This window comes from Streptosporangium carneum, assembly GCF_027922005.1.
GTDB lineage: Bacteria > Actinomycetota > Actinomycetes > Streptosporangiales > Streptosporangiaceae > Streptosporangium > Streptosporangium carneum.
Genome location: NZ_BSEV01000014.1, coordinates 182,901 through 202,949, shown reverse-complemented (window position 1 = coordinate 202,949; position 20,049 = coordinate 182,901). Strand labels below are relative to the sequence as shown.

Sequence of the window (20,049 nt, the reverse complement as noted above, 5' to 3'; positions counted from 1 at the left end):
GATGGGACTGATCTCCTCGAAGATCTCTTCGAGGCCCGACTGGGCCGGAACGTCCTTGCGCCCGGCCTGGCGAGCCGCCTCGACCCGCCCCTTCCACCTCTCGTTGCCGAGCAGCCAGTCGAAGGACTCGGTCTGCAGGGCGAGAAGGTCAGGAACTTCGAGCGGCTCCTGAACTCGAGCGAAAGACACACGACGGGGACCAGCGGGCACGGCGGAGGCGTTGCGCGAGGCTGCCAACAGATGTCCTTCCGGAGAGCACGGATGGAATCGGACTGCGCGCACGCCAAACGCCCCGGGAGGTCCCGGGGGCGTCGACAGACGGCGCGAGGGAGCATCATAGCGCAAGTGACAAACGAATCGCCACACATACTATAAGCGTCAACCTCGGTGCCGCCTTCAGCTTGTCACAGCCGGAGCGGCCTCGTCAACTTCCTACGGTCGCGGTACGCGTCGGCTTGTGCGCGTCCGCGAGGCCGGACGGCGTGTCGAACGGTGAAGGGGCCCGTCGCGGCGACGGCCGACTCGCACGATCTAGGATCGGGACATGCCCTTGACCGCGCACGACGTCGACCGGTTCGAGGCGTCCAGGTCGCGCCTGGAGGCCATCGCCTACCGCCTTCTCGGCTCCGCGGGGGAGGCCGAGGACGCCGTGCAGGAGACGTTCCTGCGCTGGCAGGCCGTCGACGTCGACCGCATCGAGGTCCCCGAGGCCTGGCTGACGAAGGTCCTCACCAACCTGTGCCTCAACCAGCTCACCTCCGCGCGGGCGCGCCGCGAGACCTACGTGGGCCAATGGCTTCCCGAGCCGTTGCTCGCCGGGGACCCCATGCTCGGCCCGGCCGAAACCGCCGAGCAGCGCGAATCGCTCTCGTACGCGGTCCTCACCCTGCTGGAGCGCCTCTCCCCCAACGAGCGGGCGGTGTACGTGCTGCGGGAGGCCTTCGACTACTCGCACCGGGAGATCGCCGAGATCCTCGACGTCACCGAGGCCGCCAGCCAGCAGACCTTCCACCGCGCCAAGAAGCACGTCGCGGACGGCAAGGTCCGAACCGAGGTCGACGAGGCCGCCGCCCGGCGGATCGTCGAGGAGTTCCTGGCGGCCGCCACCAGCGGCCGGACGGAGCCGCTCGTGCGCCTGCTCACCGAGGACGCCGTCTCGATCGGAGACGGCGGCGGGAAGGTCCCGGCCCGTGCCAAGGCGTTCGAGGGCGCCGTCGCGGTCGCGAAGTTCCTGCGGGGCCTGTTCAAACCCGGCAAGGCCAAGCGCGCCCTGGTCGGCGGCGCGCCCAAGGTCTACGCCTGGACCGCCAACGGCGACCCCGCCGTCGTGGCCGTCGTGGAGGGCCGGGTCGTCGGCGTCATGTGCCTGGAGGTCACCGCCGAGGGCATCGCAGCGTTCCGCCACCAGGTCAACCCCGACAAGCTCGAGCGCGCGACCGCGCACTGGGCGGCCGTCGACCACGGGGAGCCCCTGTTCGACGCCTTCTGATCGCCGTGTGAGGTGCTTCACATCGCGTTCCTGTCAGGAAACGGCGGGCCGCCCGGTTCAAGGGGCGAACCCGCGCGAGACAGGAGCAAGGAAATGCAGCACCGCATCGTCGTCCTCGGAGCCGGATACACCGGAGCCATCGCCGCCGGCCGTCTCGCCAGGCGGCTCCGCCGCGAGGACGTCGCCGTCACCCTCGTCAACGCCGAGCCCGACTTCGTCGAACGTGTCCGCATGCACCAGCTGGCGGTCGGCCAGGACCTCAAGCCCCGGCCGTTCGACGAGATGTTCGCGGGCGCCGGCGTCGAACTGAGGCTCGCGGAGGTCACCGGCGTCGACGTCGACCGCAGGACCGTCGCCGTCGTCGGCGCGAACGGCGCCGAAGAACTCGCCTACGACACGCTCCTCTACGCCCTCGGCAGTGGCTGGGACACCCAGGGCGTCCCCGGGACCGCCGAGCACGCCCACGAGATCGCCAGCCGTCCCGGGGCACTCCGGCTGCGCGAGCGCCTGGCCCGCCTCGACGCCGGGCAGAGCGTGGTCGTCGTCGGCGGAGGCCTCACCGGCCTGGAGGCCGCTACCGAGATCGCTGAGGCCCGCCCTGACCTCGACGTCGCCCTCGCCGCCCGCGGTGACCTCGGGGACTGGCTCTCGCCCAAGGGCCGCGAGCACCTGCGGAAGGTCTTCGGCAGGCTCGGGATCACCGTGCACGAGCGCACCGCCGTCACCGGCGTCGAAGCCGGGCGCGTCGCCACCGCCGACGGCAGGGCCATCCCGGCCGCGGTCACCGTGTGGACCACCGGCTTCGCGGTCCACCCGATCGCGAAGGCGACCGCCCTGAAGGTCACCGACGCCGGACAGATAGTGGTCGACGGGAGCATGCGCTCGGTCTCGCACCCGGACGTGTACGCCGTCGGCGACGCGGCCATGGTGATGGGCCCCGGGGACAAGCCGCTGCGGATGTCGTGCGCCTCGGGAACTCCGACCGCGTGGCAGGCCGCCGACGCGATCGCGGCGCGCCTGACCGGCGGGAAGCTCCCGAACACGCCGATTCGCTACTTCAACCAGTGCATCTCACTGGGACGCAAGGAGGGCTTGATCCAGTACGTCACCGCCGACGACCGCGCCGTGCAGGCGGTCCTGACCGGACGGCTCGCCGCCGTCTACAAGGAGCTCATCTGCAAGGGCGCAGCCTGGGGCGTCGCCAACCCGACGCTCGGGCTGCCGGTCCGGCGCCGCCGCGTCACGCGGGAGCGGGCGACGGCGGGCCCGGCCGTCAAGGCGCCGGCGTGAACACGAGGCGAGGCGGGCGCCTCCGCTGCCGCCGACCGGCGAAGAAGACGGGCGAAAGCTCGGGAAGCCTCACGGCGAACGGCCCGACGTTTGCGGGAAGGGCGCGGGGGCAGCCGTGGGATCCAGTACGGAAGGCGGCGCCAACAGGAGGGTTCCATGCTGCGGCAGAGGCAGGCGGCCGGCACGGTCGCGGTGATCGCCCATCAGAGGAAGTCGCTCGGCGGCGGGCTCGACGAGCTGCGCAGACTTCTGGCGGACGAAGGCGTGGACAAGCTGCTCTGGTACGAGGTCCCCAAGAGCAAGAAGGCGCCCAAGCGGGCGCGCAGGGCGCTCAAGGAGGGCGCGGAGCTGGTCCTGGTGTGGGGCGGGGACGGAATGGTGCAGCGGTGCGTCGACGCGCTCGCGGGCTCGGACGTCCCGATGGGGATCATCCCGGCGGGAACGGCCAACCTCTTCGCGCGCAACCTCGGCGTCCCCGAGGACCTCCCCGAGGCCGTGCGGATCGCCTTCCACGGTGAGAGCAGGAAACTCGACCTCGGCAAGGTCAACGGCGAGCACTTCGCCGTCATGGCGGGGGTCGGCTTCGACGCTGAGATGATCAAGGACGCCGACCGTGGGCTGAAGGACAGACTGGGCAGGGCCGCCTACGTCTGGACGGGCCTGCGGCACGTGCGCGGGGAACTCGTGCGGATGGAGGTCAAGCTCGACGGGGTGACGTGGTTCGAGGGGGAGGCCAGCTGCCTGCTGCTGGGCAACGTCGGCACCATCACCGGCGGCATCGAGGCCTTCGACGACGCGCGCCCCGACGACGGCTGGCTGGAGATCGGCGTGACCACGGCGAAGGGCCCCATCCAGTGGGCCAGGGTGCTCGGCCGGATGAGCGCGGGGAGGTCGGACGAATCTCCCTTCGTCCGGATGACCCGGGCACGCAAGGTCGCCGTCAAGCTCGGCGCGCCCATGACCTACGAGCTGGACGGCGGAGCGAAGGACACCGTCACCGAGCTCAAGGCCAAGGTCGTGCCGGGCGGGATCACCGTCCGAGTCCCCTTCCCCCAGACGTCGGCGGAGGTCCTCCTGACCTCCGAGGAACGCCCCGCCGTGGAGCCGGCCTAGGGCCCCGACCGGCCGGTGGCACAGATCGGCAGGCCAGGTGGGACAGGCGGGCTGAGACCGGCGTGACGGGCAGGCGGACCGGTGAGAGGCCCCCGGACCCGAGCCGGGGCGGACGACTTCCGCCCCGGCCGGTCGAAGGCCGGGGCTACCCGGTCGTCACGGCGAGCTGGAGCTCGGTGACCCACCCGTCCTCGTCGGCGGGACACTCGAGAGTGACCTCCCTGGCCAGCCCCAGACTGCGATATCCCTGTTCCTCGATCCAGTGGGCCAGAGTCTGGTAGGTCGACTCGACCCCGTCCATCGCCCCACGGTGGATGATCGTGGCGGCCGTCTCGACAGCGGGCAGGTCCACGATCGCGAAGTCGTGGCGCTCGGACGGCTCCGCCGTCACCTCGACTCCGGCGTGCACGACCACCGTGCCGTCCGCCGCCTGCTCGTAGTGGGCCACGCCGTACCCGGACGGCGCCACCCCCGCCCGTTCGAGCCGGGGGAACAGCTCGCCGTACAGGGGCTGGATGACGGGACCGATGTCCTCGGGCGCGTAGCTCGCCGCCACGGCGCTGATCTCGGCCAGCCTGATTGGGGCGACCCGCTTGACGACGACCTCTTCGACGCTCATGTGCCCTTCCCTCTCGATCATTCGGAGCCTCGCCTCGATCCGGAGCAAGCGCGCGCTGTCCGCGGCGATCCGTTCCTCCAGCTCGGCGCGGCGCAGCCGTACCATCCCGTGCAACTCGGCCACGGTCACCTCCTCGTCGAGGATCTCCCGCACCTGCTGCAGGGTGAGGCCGAGATCCTTCAGCGCGATGACGCGGTTGAGCCGCGAGAGCTGGCTCGCCCGGTAGAAGCGGTAGCCGCTGGCCGGGTCGACGTGGGCGGGCGGCAACAGCCCGAGCGCGTCGTAGTGGCGCAGCATGCGCACCGAAACGCGGCCAAGCTGGGCGAAGTCTCCGATACTGAACATGGTGCTTCCAGGTTTAGGGGCTCACACGGTGTCAGGGTCAACCTCAGGGGCGATCCAGGGCCCTGCCGTAGGCCACCGCGAACGCCTGCTGGAGCAGGCCGGCAGCCGGTCGGGCCAGGCGGGTGTACCAGCGGCCCGGGCGGGTGAAGGCCCGGACGGTGAACCACACCCGCCCGTCCTCCATCCGCTCCAGCATGAAACTCTCCTCTCCGCTCTCAGGGTGGCCTCGCAGCGTCCCGTAGGCGAATCCCGCCCTGTCCTCCTCCTCGGCCGCCCACACCACCCGGCAGGGGACGAGCAGGCGCAGGGGGCCGACTCCGAGACTGGAGACCACTGTCACTCCCGGGGCCGCCCGGGGCGCGGACGCCGTCGGACGCAGCCCGAGCCTGGCGTGCGCCCGCCAGGTGAGCAAAGCCTCGGCCGCCTCCTTCAGGCCTGTTCCCGGGCGCAGGAGGCGCCGGTGGTGAAGGAGCCGGTAGCCGGAGGGCGGTGCCCCCGTACGGCTCGCGCCGACGTCGGGATAGGAGAACTCCGTGTCGCGGTAACGCTCGAGAAGGTCCATCTCGCTCCTCACAGGGGTTCGGGTCACAGGGGTTCGGGCCGCAGCCGCCGCCAGGCGCAGAGCGCGCACAGGGCGAAGCCGAAGGCGTTCAGCAGGCCGTGGGTGGCGACCATCCAGCTCACCGGCAGGTGGGGCAGTCCGGTCGCCTCGCCCAGGGCCCAGCTCAGAGCCAGCACCATGGACACCGTCAGCACCAGGGCGGAGACCCCGAGGAGGACGCGGGTCAGGCGGTCGGGGCCACTGCGCCGTGCCTCGGCCAGGGTCAGCCCGCCGACCAGCCACATCCCCGCGGTCAGCACCACCGCGCCGACCAGCTCGAACCAGTCGCCGACGAAGTATCCGCCGAGCACCAGCAGCGTGCCCGCGGGCACGCTGAGCGCCGCAGCCCTGGCCTGCGGGCCGTCTCCGGCAGCCCGGCAGACCAGGCCCGCCACGAGAGCGGCGGCGAAACCGGCGAAGTGGAAGTGGGCGACGGTCAGGGCGAGGACGCCGGGGGAGAAACCCCACAGGGAGTGGCCAAGCCGCTCGGCGACCAGGGCCGTCGCGGCGACGGCCGGGGTGGCCAGCGCGGTGAGCACGGCGATCTCACCGGGGGCGAGGGAACGACGTGACCCGAGGCGGAGCAGGCCCCACAGCACGAGGCAGACGGTCGCGGCCGCGTACGGCAGCGCCACGACGGCGGCCCACGTCCCGCGCTCCATCCACAGCGACACCGCGCCGGGGACGGCTCCGAGCCACCACAGGCGGAGCAGGTTCCCCCGCGGCGTTCCCGGCAGTCGTCCCGACAGTCTTCCCGACAGCGTTCCCGGCGGCTTTCCCGGCGGCGTTCCCGGCAGGGCGACGAGTCGCAGTCCGACCGGGATCACCACGAGCATCCCGGTCGTCAGAATCACGTTGAGCAAAGGGCGCACAGCGGCCTCTTTCCATCTGAACGTGTTCAAAGGAATGTGAGACCACGGTAACAGCCGGGAAGATCCCGTCAACGCCCGATCCCCCCGAGGCCCGGGGCGAGGAGGGCCGCAGAGGGCGCGAGGGGCCGCCGGGGCAGCCCCCACGCGGCCGGCGACCGGACAGGAGCGGCCGTCCAGGCGGCGTGACGGAGGCCCGTGACGCGCGGGGCGGAGGTCAGCTGAAGGCGGCGAAGGCTCCGGCTCCGATGAGGGCGACCGCCCAGGCGAGGTCGAGGTTGAACCAGGCCTTGCGGAGCACCGCGACTCCCAGTCGTTCGTAGACGACCAGGGCCAGAACCGTGATCGTCGAGATCATGGCGAGGGTGTGGACCGCCGTCGCCAGCAGGCTCTGTGAGGCCAGCGTGGCGGCGCCGTACCCGCCGCGCAGGGTGATCGGGAGCACCATCAGGCCCGCGCCGTGGGCGGTGGCCATCAGGAACGACCATCCGGCCAGCTGCCACCAGGTCACCTTCATGCCCACCCAGCGGGGGTGGCGCCGCCGTGCGATCCGCCAGACCCCGAAGCCGCACACCACCGCCGCCACACCGTAGGAGACGGCCTTCGGCGGGGTGGCCAGACGCGCCGCGGACACCAGCGCGAGAGTGATCAGCACCGAGCCCGCGTGGCCGAGCACGATGGGCGGCAGAGCGCGCAGCACCGCCGCGCGCGAGCGCTCCTGCAGACCGAGGGCGACGGCGAAGAGCCAGCCCATGGCCGGGTTCAGGCCGTGGAAGGCGCCCAGACCGACCAGGATCAGCACGGACGTCAGATCCATCCGGTGCGCCTCCTGCCGGACGGAGGGCGCTCGTCCGTCACCGGAGTCCTGCCACGCTGCTCGGGTCCTTCCGCGGGGCGGTGACGGGGGCCATGGGAGTCGCCGGTTTCCTTTCCGTGAGTGCGCGGGCCCGTGGGTTCACGGCCCCGTGAGATGGCAGGCCGGGCCCTGCCCCTCCCCGTCGGACCCGGATCGGATCGGAGGGGCCGACGGGGAGGGAGGCAGGCGTCAGGGGAAGCAGAAGGAGTCGGAGGAGGAGTCTCCGCCCTGCAGCCGGATCTGGTGGGCGCGGCGGCCGTCGGCGGCGAAGTCGACGAAGAAGGCCGGATCGAGGGAGAGCGAGCCGTCGTCGGCGATGTCCACCTTGGCCAGCCAGCTGGAGATGCCGTCGGGGTAGAAGACGTCGTCCCAGGAGCGGTAGAGCGAGTTGGTGAAGTAGACCCGCCGTCCGTCCCTGCTGGTCTCCACCATCTGCGGACCGCCGTTCAGCGCCCGCCCCGGCGCGGCGGGGTGCGGGTCGCGCCTGGCGATGCCGCCGATCCGCACCGAACCCGTCTCGCGAGGGGCGAGAGGGTCGGAGACGTCGTAGGCCTTCAGCTCGCCCGTGCCCCAGCACGAGACCAGCAGGATGCGGTCGTCGAGGGTCAGCGAGATGTCGGTGACCAGCGGCGGCACCGCCCCGAACTGCTTGAGCGGCTCCGGCAGCAGGTCGGCCTCGGCGGGCTCGGCCGGGATGGTGATGGTCTTGACCGCCTTCCAGGCCCCGTCCTCGTGGTACCAGGTGAAGATGTTGGCCGACAGGTCCTCGACGTTGACGACCGTGTTGACGAACCCGTGGGTCTTGGTCGGATCGTGGGCGGGGCGCAGCTCCAGGGCCATCTGGTGCTGGTCGCCCAGGTCGATCTCCTGCAGGTGCCTGCGCTTGGTCAGGTCCCAGACGTGCAGCCGGTGGCCGTACTTCCTGCCGACCAGCAGGTCCAGCGAGGGGCCCGCCTCGATCTGGTTGGGGGTGCCCCACTCGCTGGTGATCATCGTGTCGTGGCCGAGGTGCCACCAGAAGTCGTAGTGCAGCTCCTGCGGCCCCCGGTCGGCCTCCCAGCGCCCCTTGGGCTCGAAGGTGTCGTGGTCGAGGGTGAAGACCCCGCCGGGCGCGTCGCCGTCCACGTTGCCGAGCGCGCTGACGTAGATCGCGTCGGTGCCGCAGTGGACGGTGTGCGGACGGCTGTAGCCGGTCTTCTCGAAGATCGTCTCCGGCTCGATCGTCTTGACGAGCCTGGGGCGCCGGGGGTCGTCCTTGACGTCGAACACGTAGATCCTGCTGGAGCGCAGGCCGGGCAGGACAAGGTAGCGCCGCTCGACGTGCGGGTGCGGGGCGTACGGGCACAGGGCGGCGCTGCACACGTTCCATCCGAAGTGATGGAGCTCGTCACCCGCGACGGGCATGTCGTTGACGCTGGTGATCGACCCGTCGGACAGGTCGATCGTGGCGAGGGCGTCAGGTCGTCCCTGTCCGGCGGCGTCGAGCAGGGCGACATAGGCGAGTTCCTCCCGCGGGGCCAGCATGGCCTCCCGGGCAGACGGATAGAAGGTGGGATCGGGCTGGATGAGTGCCACGGTGGACTCCTAGGCCGAGATCAATATCCCACTAATGTTGTAGGAAAACTCTCCGCTGTCTAGGGGTGATTTTACGTAGCCGGTCCGGTGGGAGAGGAGGGTGGGGCCCCGGTAGCCGACCGGCTCGGTCGCGAGGGCGTCGGGGGAGCGGGTTCTCTCCCCGGTGGGGCGCGGGTTCGAGCCCGTGAGGCGGCCACGTGACGCCGCGTGACACGGTCACGAAAATCGCGGAGGTTTTTTCACAACGAATGTAGAGAAGCCGTCGCCCGCTCCGACCCATGGCTGAAGACGCCCGCCGCGGGCGTCGCGAACCGGAGGAAGACGGCTGTGAAGTACATGCTGATGATCTACATGAACACCGACACCTGGGAGACCCTGTCGAAGCAGGAGCGCGAGGAGGTCTTCGAGGGCCACGCGGCCTTCATCAAGACCATCACCGAGTCGGGGGAGATGGTCGGCACCGAGGCGCTGGCCAACCCTGCCAACAGCGTCACCGTCCGGGTCAGGGACGGGGTCCCGGCCTCGACGGACGGACCGTACGCCGAGGCCAAGGAGTTCTTCTGCGGCTACTACGTGGTTGACTGCGACAGCGTGAAGCGGGCGGCCGAGCTGGCCGCCATGATCCCCGACGCCCGTTACACCGGCATCGAGGTGCGGCCGTTCATGGGGCAGGGCGGGGCGGAGATCTGAGCGGGCGGGCGCCTCTCCTCAGGGAGGCGCCCGCCCGGCCGCCGCGTTCCGACCAGCCGACACCGCACCGGCACAGCACAGGAAGAAAGAGATCGTGAAGGACATCCAGAAGCCCGTCCAGGAAGCAGTCGACCGCCTGATCGCGTCAGGAGCCGAGCAGGGCCTGCAGGTCGCGGTCTACCGGCACGGGGAACCGGTGGCCGACGTCGCCGCGGGGGTCGCCGACGCGGAGACCGGAAGGCCCGTCACACCGGACACGCCCTTCTTCAGCTTCTCCACGGGCAAGGGGGTGACCGCGACCGTGGCACACGTGCTCGCCGAACGCGGGCTCTTCGACTACGAGACCCCGATCGCCGAGCTGTGGCCCGAGTTCGGCGTCCACGGCAAGGACAGGGCGACCGTACGGCACGCCCTGACCCACACCGCGGGCGTCCCCGGCATGCCGGCGGAGACCACCGTGCGCGACCTGGCCGACTGGGACCGGATGTGCGCGATCCTCGCGGCCGCCGAGCCCTGGTGGGAGCCGGGGACCAGGACGGGCTACCACGCCGTGTCGTTCGGCTACCTCGTCGGCGAGATCGTGCGCCGCGCGACCGGCAAGGCCGTCTCGCAGGTCCTGCGCGAGGAGGTCGCCGAGCCGCTGGGCGTGGCCGGCGAGTTGTTCTTCGGCGTGCCGGAGTCGGAGCTGGGCAGGGTGGCCAGGCTCAGGGACGCCGAGGGCAACGCGGAACTGCTCGCCTCCATCCCCAGGGACCTGCCGATGTTCGGAGCCGTGCCCGCCGCGGTGATGCCGACCGCGGAGTACGGCAACCGCCCCGAGGTGCTGACCTCGGACATCCCGTCGGGCGGCACCATGTCCGCCAGGGCGGTGGCCCGCATGTACGCCGCGCTGCTGGACGAGGTCGACGGGGTCCGGCTGGTCTCACCCCGGCGACTCAGGGAGATCTCCGCCGTGGCGTTCACCGGCGTCGACGAGATCATGGGGGCCTCCGCCACGTGGGCGCTGGGATACTCCACCGATCCCCTGGGGACCTCCGAGGCCGGTCGGGGAGAACGTCCGACCGTGTTCGGCATGCCGGGCGTCGGAGGGAGCGCCGCGTGCGCCGACACCGCGACCGGGATCGCGTTCGCGGTGACCACGAACAGGTTCACCTCCTTCGGCCCTTCGACCGCCCTGGGCCACATCGGCGAGGTGATCGCCAAAGCGGTCGCCGACGGCTGACGCCCCTCCGCCGGCCCGTCCGTCCGCTCCCTGGAGCAGGCGGGCGCGGGCGTAGGCCGTGGGGGACACGCCGACGACCGAGGTGAAGTCGCGGACGAAGTGGGCCCGGTCGCCGTAGCCGAGGTCGGCGGCCAGGCGCGGCCGGTCGGGCCGGGGAACGGGGGCGAGGCCGCGAAGCGGGTCAGGACGGGATGGGGACGTGGATCGGCTCCAGACCCTCGGGCGCCTTGCCGGGGTAGGCGCCGGACAGCATGGTGGCCACCGTGTAGAGGTGCCAGGCCTGGGCGGGCTTCTTGAGCACGGGGTCGGCGAACAGCCTGCGGACCTCGTCGGGGGCGACGATGGGGGCCAGCAGGTCGAGATGGCCGAGGACGTGGTCGCGGAGCACGGCCGTCAGCGTCTCGCCGGGGCTGGTGCGCCAGCTCCAGCCGCCGCCGGTCTTCGGCGCGGTCAGGAACCGGGGCCTGCGCTGCCAGGGGTAGTAGCGCCTGCCCTCGACGAACCGCCACGGCTTGCCCTCGATGGGGACGTTGCGGAGCGACGGGGCGAAGGCGGTGGTCAGCTCGTAGACGACCTCCTCCGACAGCCGCCAGGTCTGGTCGAGACCCAGCGCCGCGCGCACCACCCGGTTGTCGAGGAAGGGCCAGATCGGGTCCCCTCTGCGCAGGGACCCCGCCCTGGACCCGGCCTGCCAGCGGCCGATCCGGTAGGAGACGTACATGTGGTCGAGCGCCTCCAGTCCCTCACGCGCCTGCCAGGGCCCGGCCAGCTCGCGGGCGCGCTCGTTGGCCGCCTCGGTGAACAGCGCCGGGTCCCGCAGGAAGGTGGCGTCCACCCGCCGTCTCAGGGCCTTGGCGCTCAGGTCGCTCTGGAGCAGCAGGAAGCTGCCCGCCCGCAGGACCTCCCCGCTCTGCCCCGACATGGTCGGCCTGGGGTTGTAGGGGAGGTAGCCGACGATCGACTCGTAGGCCGACGTCATCCCCTCACAGGTCCGCAGCGTCTCGTAGGTCCGCGCGAGCGGGTGCTCGACCACGACCGCGTCCTTCTTCTCGGCGCGGACCGGTGGGATGACCGTGTGCTCGACGCCGAGCGCCCTGGCGATCCGCCTGGCGATGATCACGTCGGGGTGCCCGTCCAGACCGTTGGTCGTGGCGCGGAGCGGGATTCCGGCGGCGTGCAGCAGCGCCGCGACCAGCCTGCTGTCGCGGCCGCCCGTCAGGGCGAGGTTGACCGGCTCACCCGTCGCGCGCAGCGGCTCCACGGTGGCGAGCAAGGCGTCGGCCAGGCCCTCGACGAAGGTCTTCCGCTGTTTGCGCGTGGTCGGCGCGGGCGCGGCCGTGGGGAGGGGGGTCTCGGCGATCGTCCGGCTGCCGCCCCTGACGGTGACGGTCGAGGACGGCGGCAGCGCGCTCACCCCTCGGTAGGGCGTCTCGTCGGACAGGAAGTAGCCCTGCCGGATCATCGCCTGCAACGCGAGCGGGTCCCACTCGATCCGCTCGCCGAAGGCGGCGAGGCTGACCAGCAGCGCCCGGCTGCCGATCACGTGCACGTCGGGGGTCTCCGCGTAGTAGACCGGGCAGACCCGGTGGATCGCGGTGGCGGCCGACAGCTCCGTGCTGGTCGCGCGGAAGACCGAGAAGCACCCGCCGACCTTCTCCGTGCTCAGCTCGGGCGTGCTCGCCAGCCGGTCGACCTCGCCCGGCGCGGCCAGGTAGCCGTTGACCCCGGTCACCCTGTCGTGGCCGGTGGCCAGCAGCGGCGGCAGCCGGGAGTCGTCCGGCTCGTTGGTCCAGGCGAACATGGAGACGTCGGGCCTGTGCCACTCGCGGGATCTGACGACCTCCGAGGGAACGGGGAACGCGGCGTCGATTGCGGCCCGCACCGTGTGCAGCATTGTCTCCGGAATTCCGGCTCCTGAACGCCTGGCGGCCAAGCCGAGATACACGCGCATGATCCCGGATCATATGTCGCGTTTTTTCAAGACGAAGCAGGATTAAGCGGGAAACTATAACCGGCATGAATGAAATGCTGTCGCGTGCCCTCACCCGCACAACGGCTCTGGCCCGGGAGGTCAGGGACGATCAGCTTGGCCTGCCGACCCCTGTGCGGAATTCAACGTGTGCGCGCTGCTCGCCCACCTGTCCTGGGTGACCGCGATGTTCGCCGCGCTGCCCGGAAGGCAGGAGGCGCCGCCGCAGGACGGCGACCACACCGCCTTCGAGGGGCGTGCCGGGGAAATGCTCGCCGCCTGGTCGGAGCCGGGGGCCTTCGAAGGAGACAGCCCCGCGATGGGCGTGCCCATGACCACAGTCTTCCTGATGGGCCTGGGCGACATCGTGATCCGGCTGGAAGCCCTGACCGGCGGGGGACCCCGATCCGCGGGAGGGCTCTGACCGGCGGGAGATTCCGATCACGTGCCGGGCACGGTTTGCACTCGCTTGGGTCAAGCGCCCGGCGGCCGCGCGCACGGAGTCGTCGTAGGGAGTGGCACACATCCTGTGAAGGCGACATTCCCGTGGAGGCGACATGAATTCCCGCACGCTCGCCGTCGTTCTCGCCGTCGTCGTTCTGCTGTTCACCGCCTCCTGCGGTTCGGACGGCAGAACGGCGGACAGCCAACCGAGAAGCGGATCAGGCCAGGCGGCGCCGTCGACGGCCCAGGAACACGACATCGGAGCCCCCGGCAGAAGGGACACCGACGTCGACCAGATCTCCACCTTCGCCCTCGACGTCGACACCGCGTCCTACGGCTACGCCAGACAGGCCCTCAAGGAGGGCAGGCTGCCGGAGAAGGACAGGGTCAGGCCGGAGGAGTTCGTCAACTTCTTCCGGCAGGACTACCGGGAGCCCGAGGGCGACGGCTTCGCCGTGCACATGGACGGCGCACGGACGCCGGGCAACGGCACGGCCCTGCTCCGGGTCGGCCTGCGAACCCGGCAGGCGCAGGCGCAGGCGCGGCGTCCGGCGAACCTGACCTTCGTGGTCGACGTCTCCGGATCGATGGGCGACGTCGGCAGGCTCGACCTGGTCCGTGAGGCCCTGCACAAGCTCATCGAGCAGCTCGGGCCGGGAGACCAGATCTCCATCGTGGCCTTCAGCGACGAGGCGGAGGTCGTCCTGTCCATGACCCCCGCGACCGAGAAGGAGGTGCTGAACGCGGCCGTCGAACGGCTCGTCGCACGGGCGTCGACGAACCTGGAGGCGGGGATGACCACCGGATACGCGGAGGCGGCCAAGGCCTTCCGGTCGGTGGCGACCAACCGTGTCATCCTGCTCTCCGACGGCCTGGCCAACACCGGCGACACGAGCTGGCAGGGCATCCTCGACCAGGTCGAGGAGGCGGCGGGCAAGCAGATCACCCTGCTGTGCGTGGGAGTCGGCCGCGACTACGGCGACCAGCTGATGGAGCAGCTCGCCGACAACGGCGACGGCGCCGCGGTCTACGTCAGCTCGGTCGACGACGCGCGCAAGGTGTTCGTCGAGCAGCTGGCCGCCACCCTCGACCTGCGAGCCCGAGACGCCAAGGCGCAGGTCGTGTTCAACCCCTCGACCGTGGAGTCCTACCACCTGATCGGCTACGAGAACCGGCAGATCGCGACCGAGGACTTCCGCGACGACTCCAAGGACGGCGGCGAGATCGGCCCCGGCCACTCGGTGACGGCCCTGTACGAGGTACGGCTGCGCGAGGGCGCCTCCGGCCAGCTGGCCACGACGACCGTGCGCTGGCAGGACCCCGACACCCGCGCCCCCGGGGAGGTCACCCGCTCCCTGGAGTCGGCGGACCTGGCGGCCTCGCTGTGGCGCGAGCCGTCGCCGAGGTTCCAGGTGGACGTCGTGGCGGCGGCCTTCGCCGAGCATCTCCGCACCGGAGAGCCGCCGGCCGGGATCGGAGCGGAGGATCTCGCCGAGCACGCCACCCGTCTGGCGGACTCCACGGAGGACGCCGAGGTGGCCGAGCTCGCCGACCTGATCACCCGCGCCTCGTCGCTCCGCTGACCGTCGGGGCGGGACCGCCCGCCCCGACGGTTACGGAGTAGGGCGCGTTGTCCTATACACTGGCGTGGTGCCGCTGGGCGAGAGCCGGGCGGCATCACGCGAAACCAAGGGGCTATGGCGCAGCTGGTAGCGCGCCTCCATGGCATGGAGGAGGTCTGGGGTTCGAATCCCCATAGCTCCACCCCTGGGCCGTTCTCGAGACGGTCTGAAGGAAGTCGACGAGATCCCGTCCGATCGCTCCGATCGGGCGGGATTTCTCGTTTCCAACCCTGTGCGGCCGTCGGCGAGCTTCTCCGGGCGTGTGAGGTCAGTGCTGGTTCATCCTGGCGTCCAGGGCGGGTCCCGCGGCGGTCGCTCCGGCGGGAATCCCCCTGACGCCCATCTGGTCCTCGGCGATCCGTCGAGGCGTGTCGAGATCTCCGCGGGCGGGGAGGCACGGTGCCCGGCGCTCCGCCTCAGGTCTCGAGCACCTCGTGCGGCAGGGCGATCGCCTCGCGTCCCGAGGGCGTACGGACCGTTCTGGCGGCGAGCAGGGCGTCGATCACCGCTTCCTCGACCGACTCCATGACGGCCGCGAAGACGCCGTCGAGCTCGGCCGGGTTCAACGTCCTGGGCGTCTCGGAGGGTTCGGAGGAGAAGGCCAGGCCGTAGTCGCCGCTCCCGTGGCTGAACGCCGCGCCCACCCGGCCGAGCGCGAAGACGCCCCTGGCCGCGATCCGTGACAGCTGAAGGGCGCTGCAGGCCACGTCGACGGCGATCACGACGACGCAGGAGCCCCGCTCGGAGACGTGTCCGGGGCGGCGGAGGCCCAGGTTCTCGGGGGTGATCGTGCGCCCCAGGAGCCGTAGGTCTCCGCTCATGTTGGCCTGCACCAGCACTCCGACGGTCGCCTGACGGTCGCGCAGCGCCACCTCGCGCGAAGCCGTGCCGATGCCGGCCTTGAATCCGAGCGCGACGGCCCCGGTGCCGCCGCCGACGTTCCCCATCGCCACCGGCCCGTCGTGCGCTCCGTCGAGCGCCCCGTAGACGTGCTCGGCCGTGACAGGGCGCGGATCGGCGGAGGACAGCCAGGAGTCGTTGATCTCGCCGACGACGAGGTTCACGGAGCGAACGGGCTCGGTCGCCCGGTCGATGAGCCAGCTCAGCAGGCTGTCGGCCACGCGGAAGGTGGACAGCGTCGAGGTCAGCAGGATGGGCGTCTCCAGCTCGCCGAGCTCCATGACCTGCGTGGCGCCGACGAACTTTCCGTAGCCGTTCCCCACGTGGAATCCAGCCGGAAGGGTTCGGGCGTCGGCGAGCGCGTTCGGCACGACGGCCGTCACCCCGGAGTGGACGCCCTTCTGCTCGTCCACGAGGGTGGTCTGTCCGACAAGGACCCCCGCGACGTCCGTGATGGCGTTGTGGGTTCCCGGCGTCAGGCGGCCGACGGCGTGCCCGAAGTCTCGCAGACGACGGACGCGCGGCTGGTGTCGCACGAAGTCAACCAAGGTGGGACAGCCTCTCTCGCAATGCCGGTCCACGGATTATGGACCGCGAGCGCCGCAGAGGTCTCGTCACGCCGGACGAAAGAACCCGCGTCCGTTGGACCGGCATCCGAACGCCTCCCGCCCGGGGACGCGTGACGGACGGCACGCCGGGAGTGTGCCGACGCGTCGGCGGGGGAGCGGCTCAGCCGAGCTCGTAGTCGAGGTGGAAGGAGTGCGCGCCGTCGTCGTTGACGATCTGGCCGCCGCCGCGGATGCCGGAGAGCTCGCCGGTGCCCGATCCGGGAAGGATCGTCCAGCTCAGTGACGACTGTCCCGCGTCGGCCGTGGCGGTGTGGTGCAGCACGAAGGTGCCCTTGCGGCCGTGCACGGTCCCGGTGAAGCGCTCGAAGCCCGCGTACGCCGCCGAGCCCTCCGCCTGGGCCACGGCGGTGATGATGTCGGTGGTGCTGGCGCCCACCAGGTCGCCGACGAAGGTCTTGGTCACGTGGACCCGGGTGAGCGAGGCGCCCTCGGCCTCGTCGTAGGGCTGCGGGTCCCAGCTGTCGATGGTGAAGGTGCCGCCGGCACGGGGCATGAGAGGTCTCCTTGCTCTTCGAGGTGCGAGCCCACTCTGACGCCCGTACCTGTCACCTGCTGTCAGCTATGGCCTCGATTTCCGCCGGGGTGCCCGTCATGATCGTGCGGACGTGTTCGGTGACGAGTTCGACCGGCCAGTCCCACCAGGCGGCCCGCAGCATCCGCTCGACGTCGGCGTCGTCGAAGCGGCGCTTCACGACTCTGCCCGGATTGCCGCCGACGACGGCGTACGGCGGGACGTCCGAGACGACCACGGAGCCGGTCGCGATGACGGCCCCGTCTCCGATGCGGACGCCCGGCATGACCGTCGAGTCGTAGCCGAACCAGACGTCGTTGCCGACGACCGTGTCACCCCTGGTCGGCATGGCCGTCAGGATGTCGAGGGTCCGCTCGGCCCAGTCGCCGCCGAAGATCGTGAACGGGAAGGTGGAGACTCCCGCCGTCGGGTGGTTCGCCCCCGCCATGATGAAACGCGTGCCGGTGGCGATCGCGCAGTACCTGCCGATGACCAGCTTCTCCGGGCCGTAGGCGTACAGGACGTTGCGCTGCTCGAACTCCGTGGCGTGTTCGGGGTCGTCGTAGTAGGTGTAGTCGCCGACCTCGATCCTGGGGTCCTTGACCAGGGGCTTGAGCATGACCACGCGGGGGTGGTCGGGCAACGGGTGGAGCGTGTCCGGGCTGGGGATGGCGGTCATGGGCACCTCTCACTCATAATGCGACACAGGTCGCGTTATGATGAGCATGCCAGACCGGCAGCCACTAAAGCAACTGGAGTCGACTTTGTCGGATGAGCCCATCAGGCGGCCCGGCGGGCGCAGCGCCCGGATCCGGACGGCCGTGCTCGACGCGACCCTGGCCGAGCTGGCCGACGTGGGCTACGACCGACTCACCGTCGAGGCGATAGCGGCCCGCTCCGGCGTGCACAAGGCGACGCTGTACCGCAGGTGGGGCGGGGTCGACGGGCTCATCGCCGACGTGCTCGTCCGCTCGGCGGAACAGCCGTGGCAGGTGCCGGACACCGGTTCGCTCCGTGACGACCTGCACGCGATCACTCGGGTGATCTACATGGGCTTCACCGATCCCGAGCACGGCGCCGTCCCGCGGAACCTGATCGTGGCCGCGCTGCGCTCCTCGCAGGCCGCGCGGGCGCTCACCGGGTTCTTCGAGACGCAGCACGGCCTGGCCGCGGAGGTGGTGACCAGGGCCGTGCGGCGGGGGGAGGCGCCGGAGGGGACCGACGCGGTCGACGTGGTGCGGACCGCCTGCGCGCCGCTGTACTACCGGCTGTTCGTCACCGGCGAGCCCCTCGAGGAGGTCGCGGCCCACCGGGCCGCGGAGGCGGCGTTGGCCGCCGCGCAGGCAGGGGCGTTCGTGCGCTGAGCGGGACGCCGAGGGGGCGGGGCCCGCGCACGGCGGGGCGAACCGCCGCGGAGGCGTGGGCGCCGCACCCGCTCCCGAGGGTCACAGCAGGCTCCACTTGTCCATGTTCCAGGTGATGGTCGACTGCGCGGGGTTCGGGACGACGTTGTGGATCGCCTCGGCCCACGCGGTGAGGCTCGAGTGCTGGAAGAGCGGGATGGTGGCCACGTCCGCCCACAGGTTCTTCTCGATCTCCCCGATGATCGGGTCCTGCGCGGCGAGGTCCACGGTCGCGTTCAGCTTCCTGATGAGCCTGTCGACCTTCTTGCTGGAGTAGCAGCCGTTGTTGTTGCCCTTGTTCTCGCCGTCGCACCTCTTCGGCGTGGTGTAGGTGGAGGCCCAGCCGCTGACCAGGGAGGACGCCGACCAGGCGAACAGCGCCACGTCGTAACCGTTGGCGGGCATCACGGTGCCGAAGAAGTCCTCGGAGCCCTTGTCGACGACCTTGAAGCCGGCCTTGTTGCAGGCGTCGATGATGAGCTGCACCGCGAGGGTGCGGCGCGGGTTGGGGGTCTGGTAGCCGATCTTGATCTGGACGCCGGTCCTGCCCGCCTTCGCCACCAGGGCCCTCGCGCCCTCGATGTCCTGCCGGGCGTAGACGCCCGCGCCGCCGGAGGCGGCGATGACCGCCGCGGCGTTCGCCTGGAACGGGGCCACGTTGCGGATCTCCAGGGGCTTGGCCTCCGGCGCGACCGGTTTGATCAGTCTGTCGACGATGAGCTGCCTGGGCACGCACTTGGCGAAGGCCTGGCGCAGCCGCTTGTCCCTGAAGGGGCTGGAGTCGACGTTGAAGTCGAGGTGCTCGTAGGTGTACTGGTCGGCGACGTTGACCTTGACGCCCTCCAGTTTCTGCAGCTCCTTGAGCACGTTGGGACCCGGCTGCGGCTCGATGATCTGGACCTCGCGGTCGTGCAGCGCCTTGGCCTGCTCGTCGAGGGTGATGAAGCGTTCGATGACGGTCGGGGTCGCCGCCGGGGCGCCCCACCATCTGTCGTTGGCGACGAGGGTCAGGGACTGTCCCGCGTCCATCTTGGAGAGCTTGTAGGGACCTGAGGACGGGATCAGCTCGGCCGGGGGCAGCGAGACCTCGGAGACCCAGCCGTCGTTGAAGAACTTGACGGCCTTCTCGAGCCTCCTGGCGTCGCGCGCCTTGACCGCGGCGATGAACTCGTCCTCGGACAGGCCCGCCTGCCTCTCCACCACGTGGGCGGGCAGCAGCTCGGTCGCCCCGGGGCCGCCCGCCACCCAGTCCGCGAAGGGCTTGTCGTAGACGAGGGAGAACTTCTTGCCCCCCTTGTCGCACGCGGGAAGCCTGGTGTCCTCGACGCCGGTGGTCCCCGACGTGGAGAAGCCCTTGATCTTTCCCGACTTGAAGCCCCACCACAGCAGCACGTCGTCGCAGTCGATCGGGACGCCGTCCGACCAGACCGCCTTGTCGCTGATCGTGTACTCCACGGTCAGCGGGTCGTCCGAGGTCTTGGCGTAGCTGCCGAAGTCCCTGTCGGGGGTGATCGCGCCCTTCTCGCCGTAGAACCAGAAGCCCGTGAGCACCCGCTGCAACGGGCCCGCGTTACGCGTGGCGTTCTCGGCGGCCGTGTTGTTGTTGTAGGAGTGGAACTCCTGCTCGTAGGCGTAGGTGATGCTTCTGGCCCCCGCCGAGACCGCCCCCGTGCCCGCCGGGTCGCCGCTTCCGCAGGCGCTCAGCACGAGCACGCCCCCCACCAGCACCGGCAGGAACCTGCCAGACCTCCGCGCATGGAACACGCTAGAACTCCTTAGTAGCCCGGCGTACGCTCCCCCGCCGGCCTCAGTCGAGCAAAGCTGAGCATCATCCCTCATTTCCGACAAGTAGGACAAGCCGGGTGTTGTACATCTGAGACGGGCCAGGTAGGACGCCTCCTC

Annotated in this window: 19 protein-coding genes and 1 tRNA gene; 9 read left to right on the top strand and 11 right to left on the bottom strand. The window is 70.8% G+C overall.

Features of this window, described 5'->3' with window-relative positions:
- The coding region (locus PKF00_RS27325) for a hypothetical protein (protein ID WP_271220503.1) at window positions 1-237 on the bottom strand (237 nt) is incomplete at its 3' end.
- A gap of 307 nt (window positions 238-544) precedes the next feature.
- On the opposite strand from PKF00_RS27325, the gene sigJ reads away from it, so the two are divergent.
- The 3 genes from sigJ (at window position 545) to PKF00_RS27310 (ending at window position 3,892) form a co-directional block, all read left to right on the top strand.
- Entirely contained in the window at window positions 545-1,489 is a 945-nt protein-coding gene (gene sigJ, locus PKF00_RS27320) for an RNA polymerase sigma factor SigJ (RefSeq protein WP_271220502.1), read from the top strand.
- 93 nt (window positions 1,490-1,582) lie between these two features.
- Window positions 1,583-2,779: an NAD(P)/FAD-dependent oxidoreductase gene (locus PKF00_RS27315; RefSeq protein ID WP_271220501.1), complete on the top strand. Its 1,197-nt coding sequence runs from the start codon at window positions 1,583-1,585 to the stop codon at window positions 2,777-2,779.
- A 156-nt stretch (window positions 2,780-2,935) separates the two neighbouring features.
- On the top strand, window positions 2,936-3,892 hold the full coding sequence (locus PKF00_RS27310; RefSeq protein WP_271220500.1) for a diacylglycerol/lipid kinase family protein: 957 nt from the start codon (window positions 2,936-2,938) through the stop codon (window positions 3,890-3,892).
- Window positions 3,893-4,037: 145 nt separating this feature from the next.
- Here the strand turns inward: PKF00_RS27310 and PKF00_RS27305 are convergent, their stop codons facing one another.
- The 5 genes from PKF00_RS27305 to PKF00_RS27285 all read right to left on the bottom strand — a co-directional run bounded on the left by PKF00_RS27305 (window position 4,038) and on the right by PKF00_RS27285 (window position 8,757).
- The gene (locus PKF00_RS27305; protein WP_271220499.1) at window positions 4,038-4,856 is read right to left on the bottom strand and encodes a MerR family transcriptional regulator; all 819 of its coding nucleotides are present in this window, start codon (window positions 4,854-4,856) and stop codon (window positions 4,038-4,040) included.
- 43 nt (window positions 4,857-4,899) lie between these two features.
- Window positions 4,900-5,418 (bottom strand): DUF1990 domain-containing protein, encoded by a 519-nt coding sequence (locus PKF00_RS27300; protein WP_271220498.1) that lies wholly within the window; start codon window positions 5,416-5,418, stop codon window positions 4,900-4,902.
- A 23-nt stretch (window positions 5,419-5,441) separates the two neighbouring features.
- Window positions 5,442-6,329: a YndJ family protein gene (locus PKF00_RS27295; RefSeq protein WP_271220497.1), complete on the bottom strand. Its 888-nt coding sequence runs from the start codon at window positions 6,327-6,329 to the stop codon at window positions 5,442-5,444.
- A 214-nt stretch (window positions 6,330-6,543) separates the two neighbouring features.
- Window positions 6,544-7,143, bottom strand: coding sequence for a hypothetical protein (locus PKF00_RS27290; RefSeq protein ID WP_271220496.1), 600 nt, complete (start codon window positions 7,141-7,143; stop codon window positions 6,544-6,546).
- A gap of 228 nt (window positions 7,144-7,371) precedes the next feature.
- On the bottom strand, window positions 7,372-8,757 hold the full coding sequence (locus PKF00_RS27285) for a selenium-binding protein SBP56-related protein (protein ID WP_271220495.1): 1,386 nt from the start codon (window positions 8,755-8,757) through the stop codon (window positions 7,372-7,374).
- 336 nt (window positions 8,758-9,093) lie between these two features.
- Here PKF00_RS27285 and PKF00_RS27280 point away from each other — a divergent pair, with 336 nt between their 5' ends.
- Window positions 9,094-9,447, top strand: a complete 354-nt coding sequence (locus PKF00_RS27280; RefSeq protein ID WP_271220516.1) for a YciI family protein — start codon at window positions 9,094-9,096, stop codon at window positions 9,445-9,447.
- A gap of 94 nt (window positions 9,448-9,541) precedes the next feature.
- Window positions 9,542-10,669 (top strand): serine hydrolase domain-containing protein, encoded by a 1,128-nt coding sequence (locus PKF00_RS27275; protein WP_271220494.1) that lies wholly within the window; start codon window positions 9,542-9,544, stop codon window positions 10,667-10,669.
- Between the two features lie 181 nt (window positions 10,670-10,850).
- Here the strand turns inward: PKF00_RS27275 and PKF00_RS27270 are convergent, their stop codons facing one another.
- Window positions 10,851-12,620 (bottom strand): asparagine synthase-related protein, encoded by a 1,770-nt coding sequence (locus PKF00_RS27270; protein WP_271220493.1) that lies wholly within the window; start codon window positions 12,618-12,620, stop codon window positions 10,851-10,853.
- Window positions 12,621-12,786: 166 nt separating this feature from the next.
- Here PKF00_RS27270 and PKF00_RS27265 point away from each other — a divergent pair, with 166 nt between their 5' ends.
- The 3 genes from PKF00_RS27265 (at window position 12,787) to PKF00_RS27255 (ending at window position 14,846) form a co-directional block, all read left to right on the top strand.
- Window positions 12,787-13,062, top strand: coding sequence for a hypothetical protein (locus tag PKF00_RS27265; protein ID WP_271220492.1), 276 nt, complete (start codon window positions 12,787-12,789; stop codon window positions 13,060-13,062).
- A 133-nt stretch (window positions 13,063-13,195) separates the two neighbouring features.
- The gene (locus tag PKF00_RS27260; RefSeq protein WP_271220491.1) at window positions 13,196-14,665 is read left to right on the top strand and encodes a vWA domain-containing protein; all 1,470 of its coding nucleotides are present in this window, start codon (window positions 13,196-13,198) and stop codon (window positions 14,663-14,665) included.
- Between the two features lie 108 nt (window positions 14,666-14,773).
- Window positions 14,774-14,846: transfer RNA gene (locus tag PKF00_RS27255), tRNA-Ala, on the top strand.
- A gap of 274 nt (window positions 14,847-15,120) precedes the next feature.
- Here PKF00_RS27255 and PKF00_RS27250 read toward each other — a convergent pair.
- The 3 genes from PKF00_RS27250 to PKF00_RS27240 all read right to left on the bottom strand — a co-directional run bounded on the left by PKF00_RS27250 (window position 15,121) and on the right by PKF00_RS27240 (window position 17,423).
- Window positions 15,121-16,140 carry a P1 family peptidase gene (locus tag PKF00_RS27250; protein WP_271220490.1) on the bottom strand — a complete coding sequence of 340 codons (1,020 nt, stop codon included), beginning with the start codon at window positions 16,138-16,140 and terminating at the stop codon, window positions 15,121-15,123.
- Between the two features lie 193 nt (window positions 16,141-16,333).
- Window positions 16,334-16,726 carry a DUF3224 domain-containing protein gene (locus PKF00_RS27245; protein WP_271220489.1) on the bottom strand — a complete coding sequence of 131 codons (393 nt, stop codon included), beginning with the start codon at window positions 16,724-16,726 and terminating at the stop codon, window positions 16,334-16,336.
- Window positions 16,727-16,778: 52 nt separating this feature from the next.
- A complete protein-coding gene (locus tag PKF00_RS27240) occupies window positions 16,779-17,423 on the bottom strand; it encodes a CatB-related O-acetyltransferase (protein ID WP_271220488.1) in 645 nt (214 codons plus the stop codon).
- Between the two features lie 85 nt (window positions 17,424-17,508).
- Here PKF00_RS27240 and PKF00_RS27235 point away from each other — a divergent pair, with 85 nt between their 5' ends.
- Window positions 17,509-18,108 carry a TetR/AcrR family transcriptional regulator gene (locus PKF00_RS27235; protein ID WP_271220487.1) on the top strand — a complete coding sequence of 200 codons (600 nt, stop codon included), beginning with the start codon at window positions 17,509-17,511 and terminating at the stop codon, window positions 18,106-18,108.
- Window positions 18,109-18,189: 81 nt separating this feature from the next.
- Here PKF00_RS27235 and PKF00_RS27230 read toward each other — a convergent pair whose 3' ends face one another.
- Window positions 18,190-19,911 (bottom strand): ABC transporter family substrate-binding protein, encoded by a 1,722-nt coding sequence (locus PKF00_RS27230; RefSeq protein ID WP_271220486.1) that lies wholly within the window; start codon window positions 19,909-19,911, stop codon window positions 18,190-18,192.
- Window positions 19,912-20,049 lie beyond the last annotated feature (138 nt).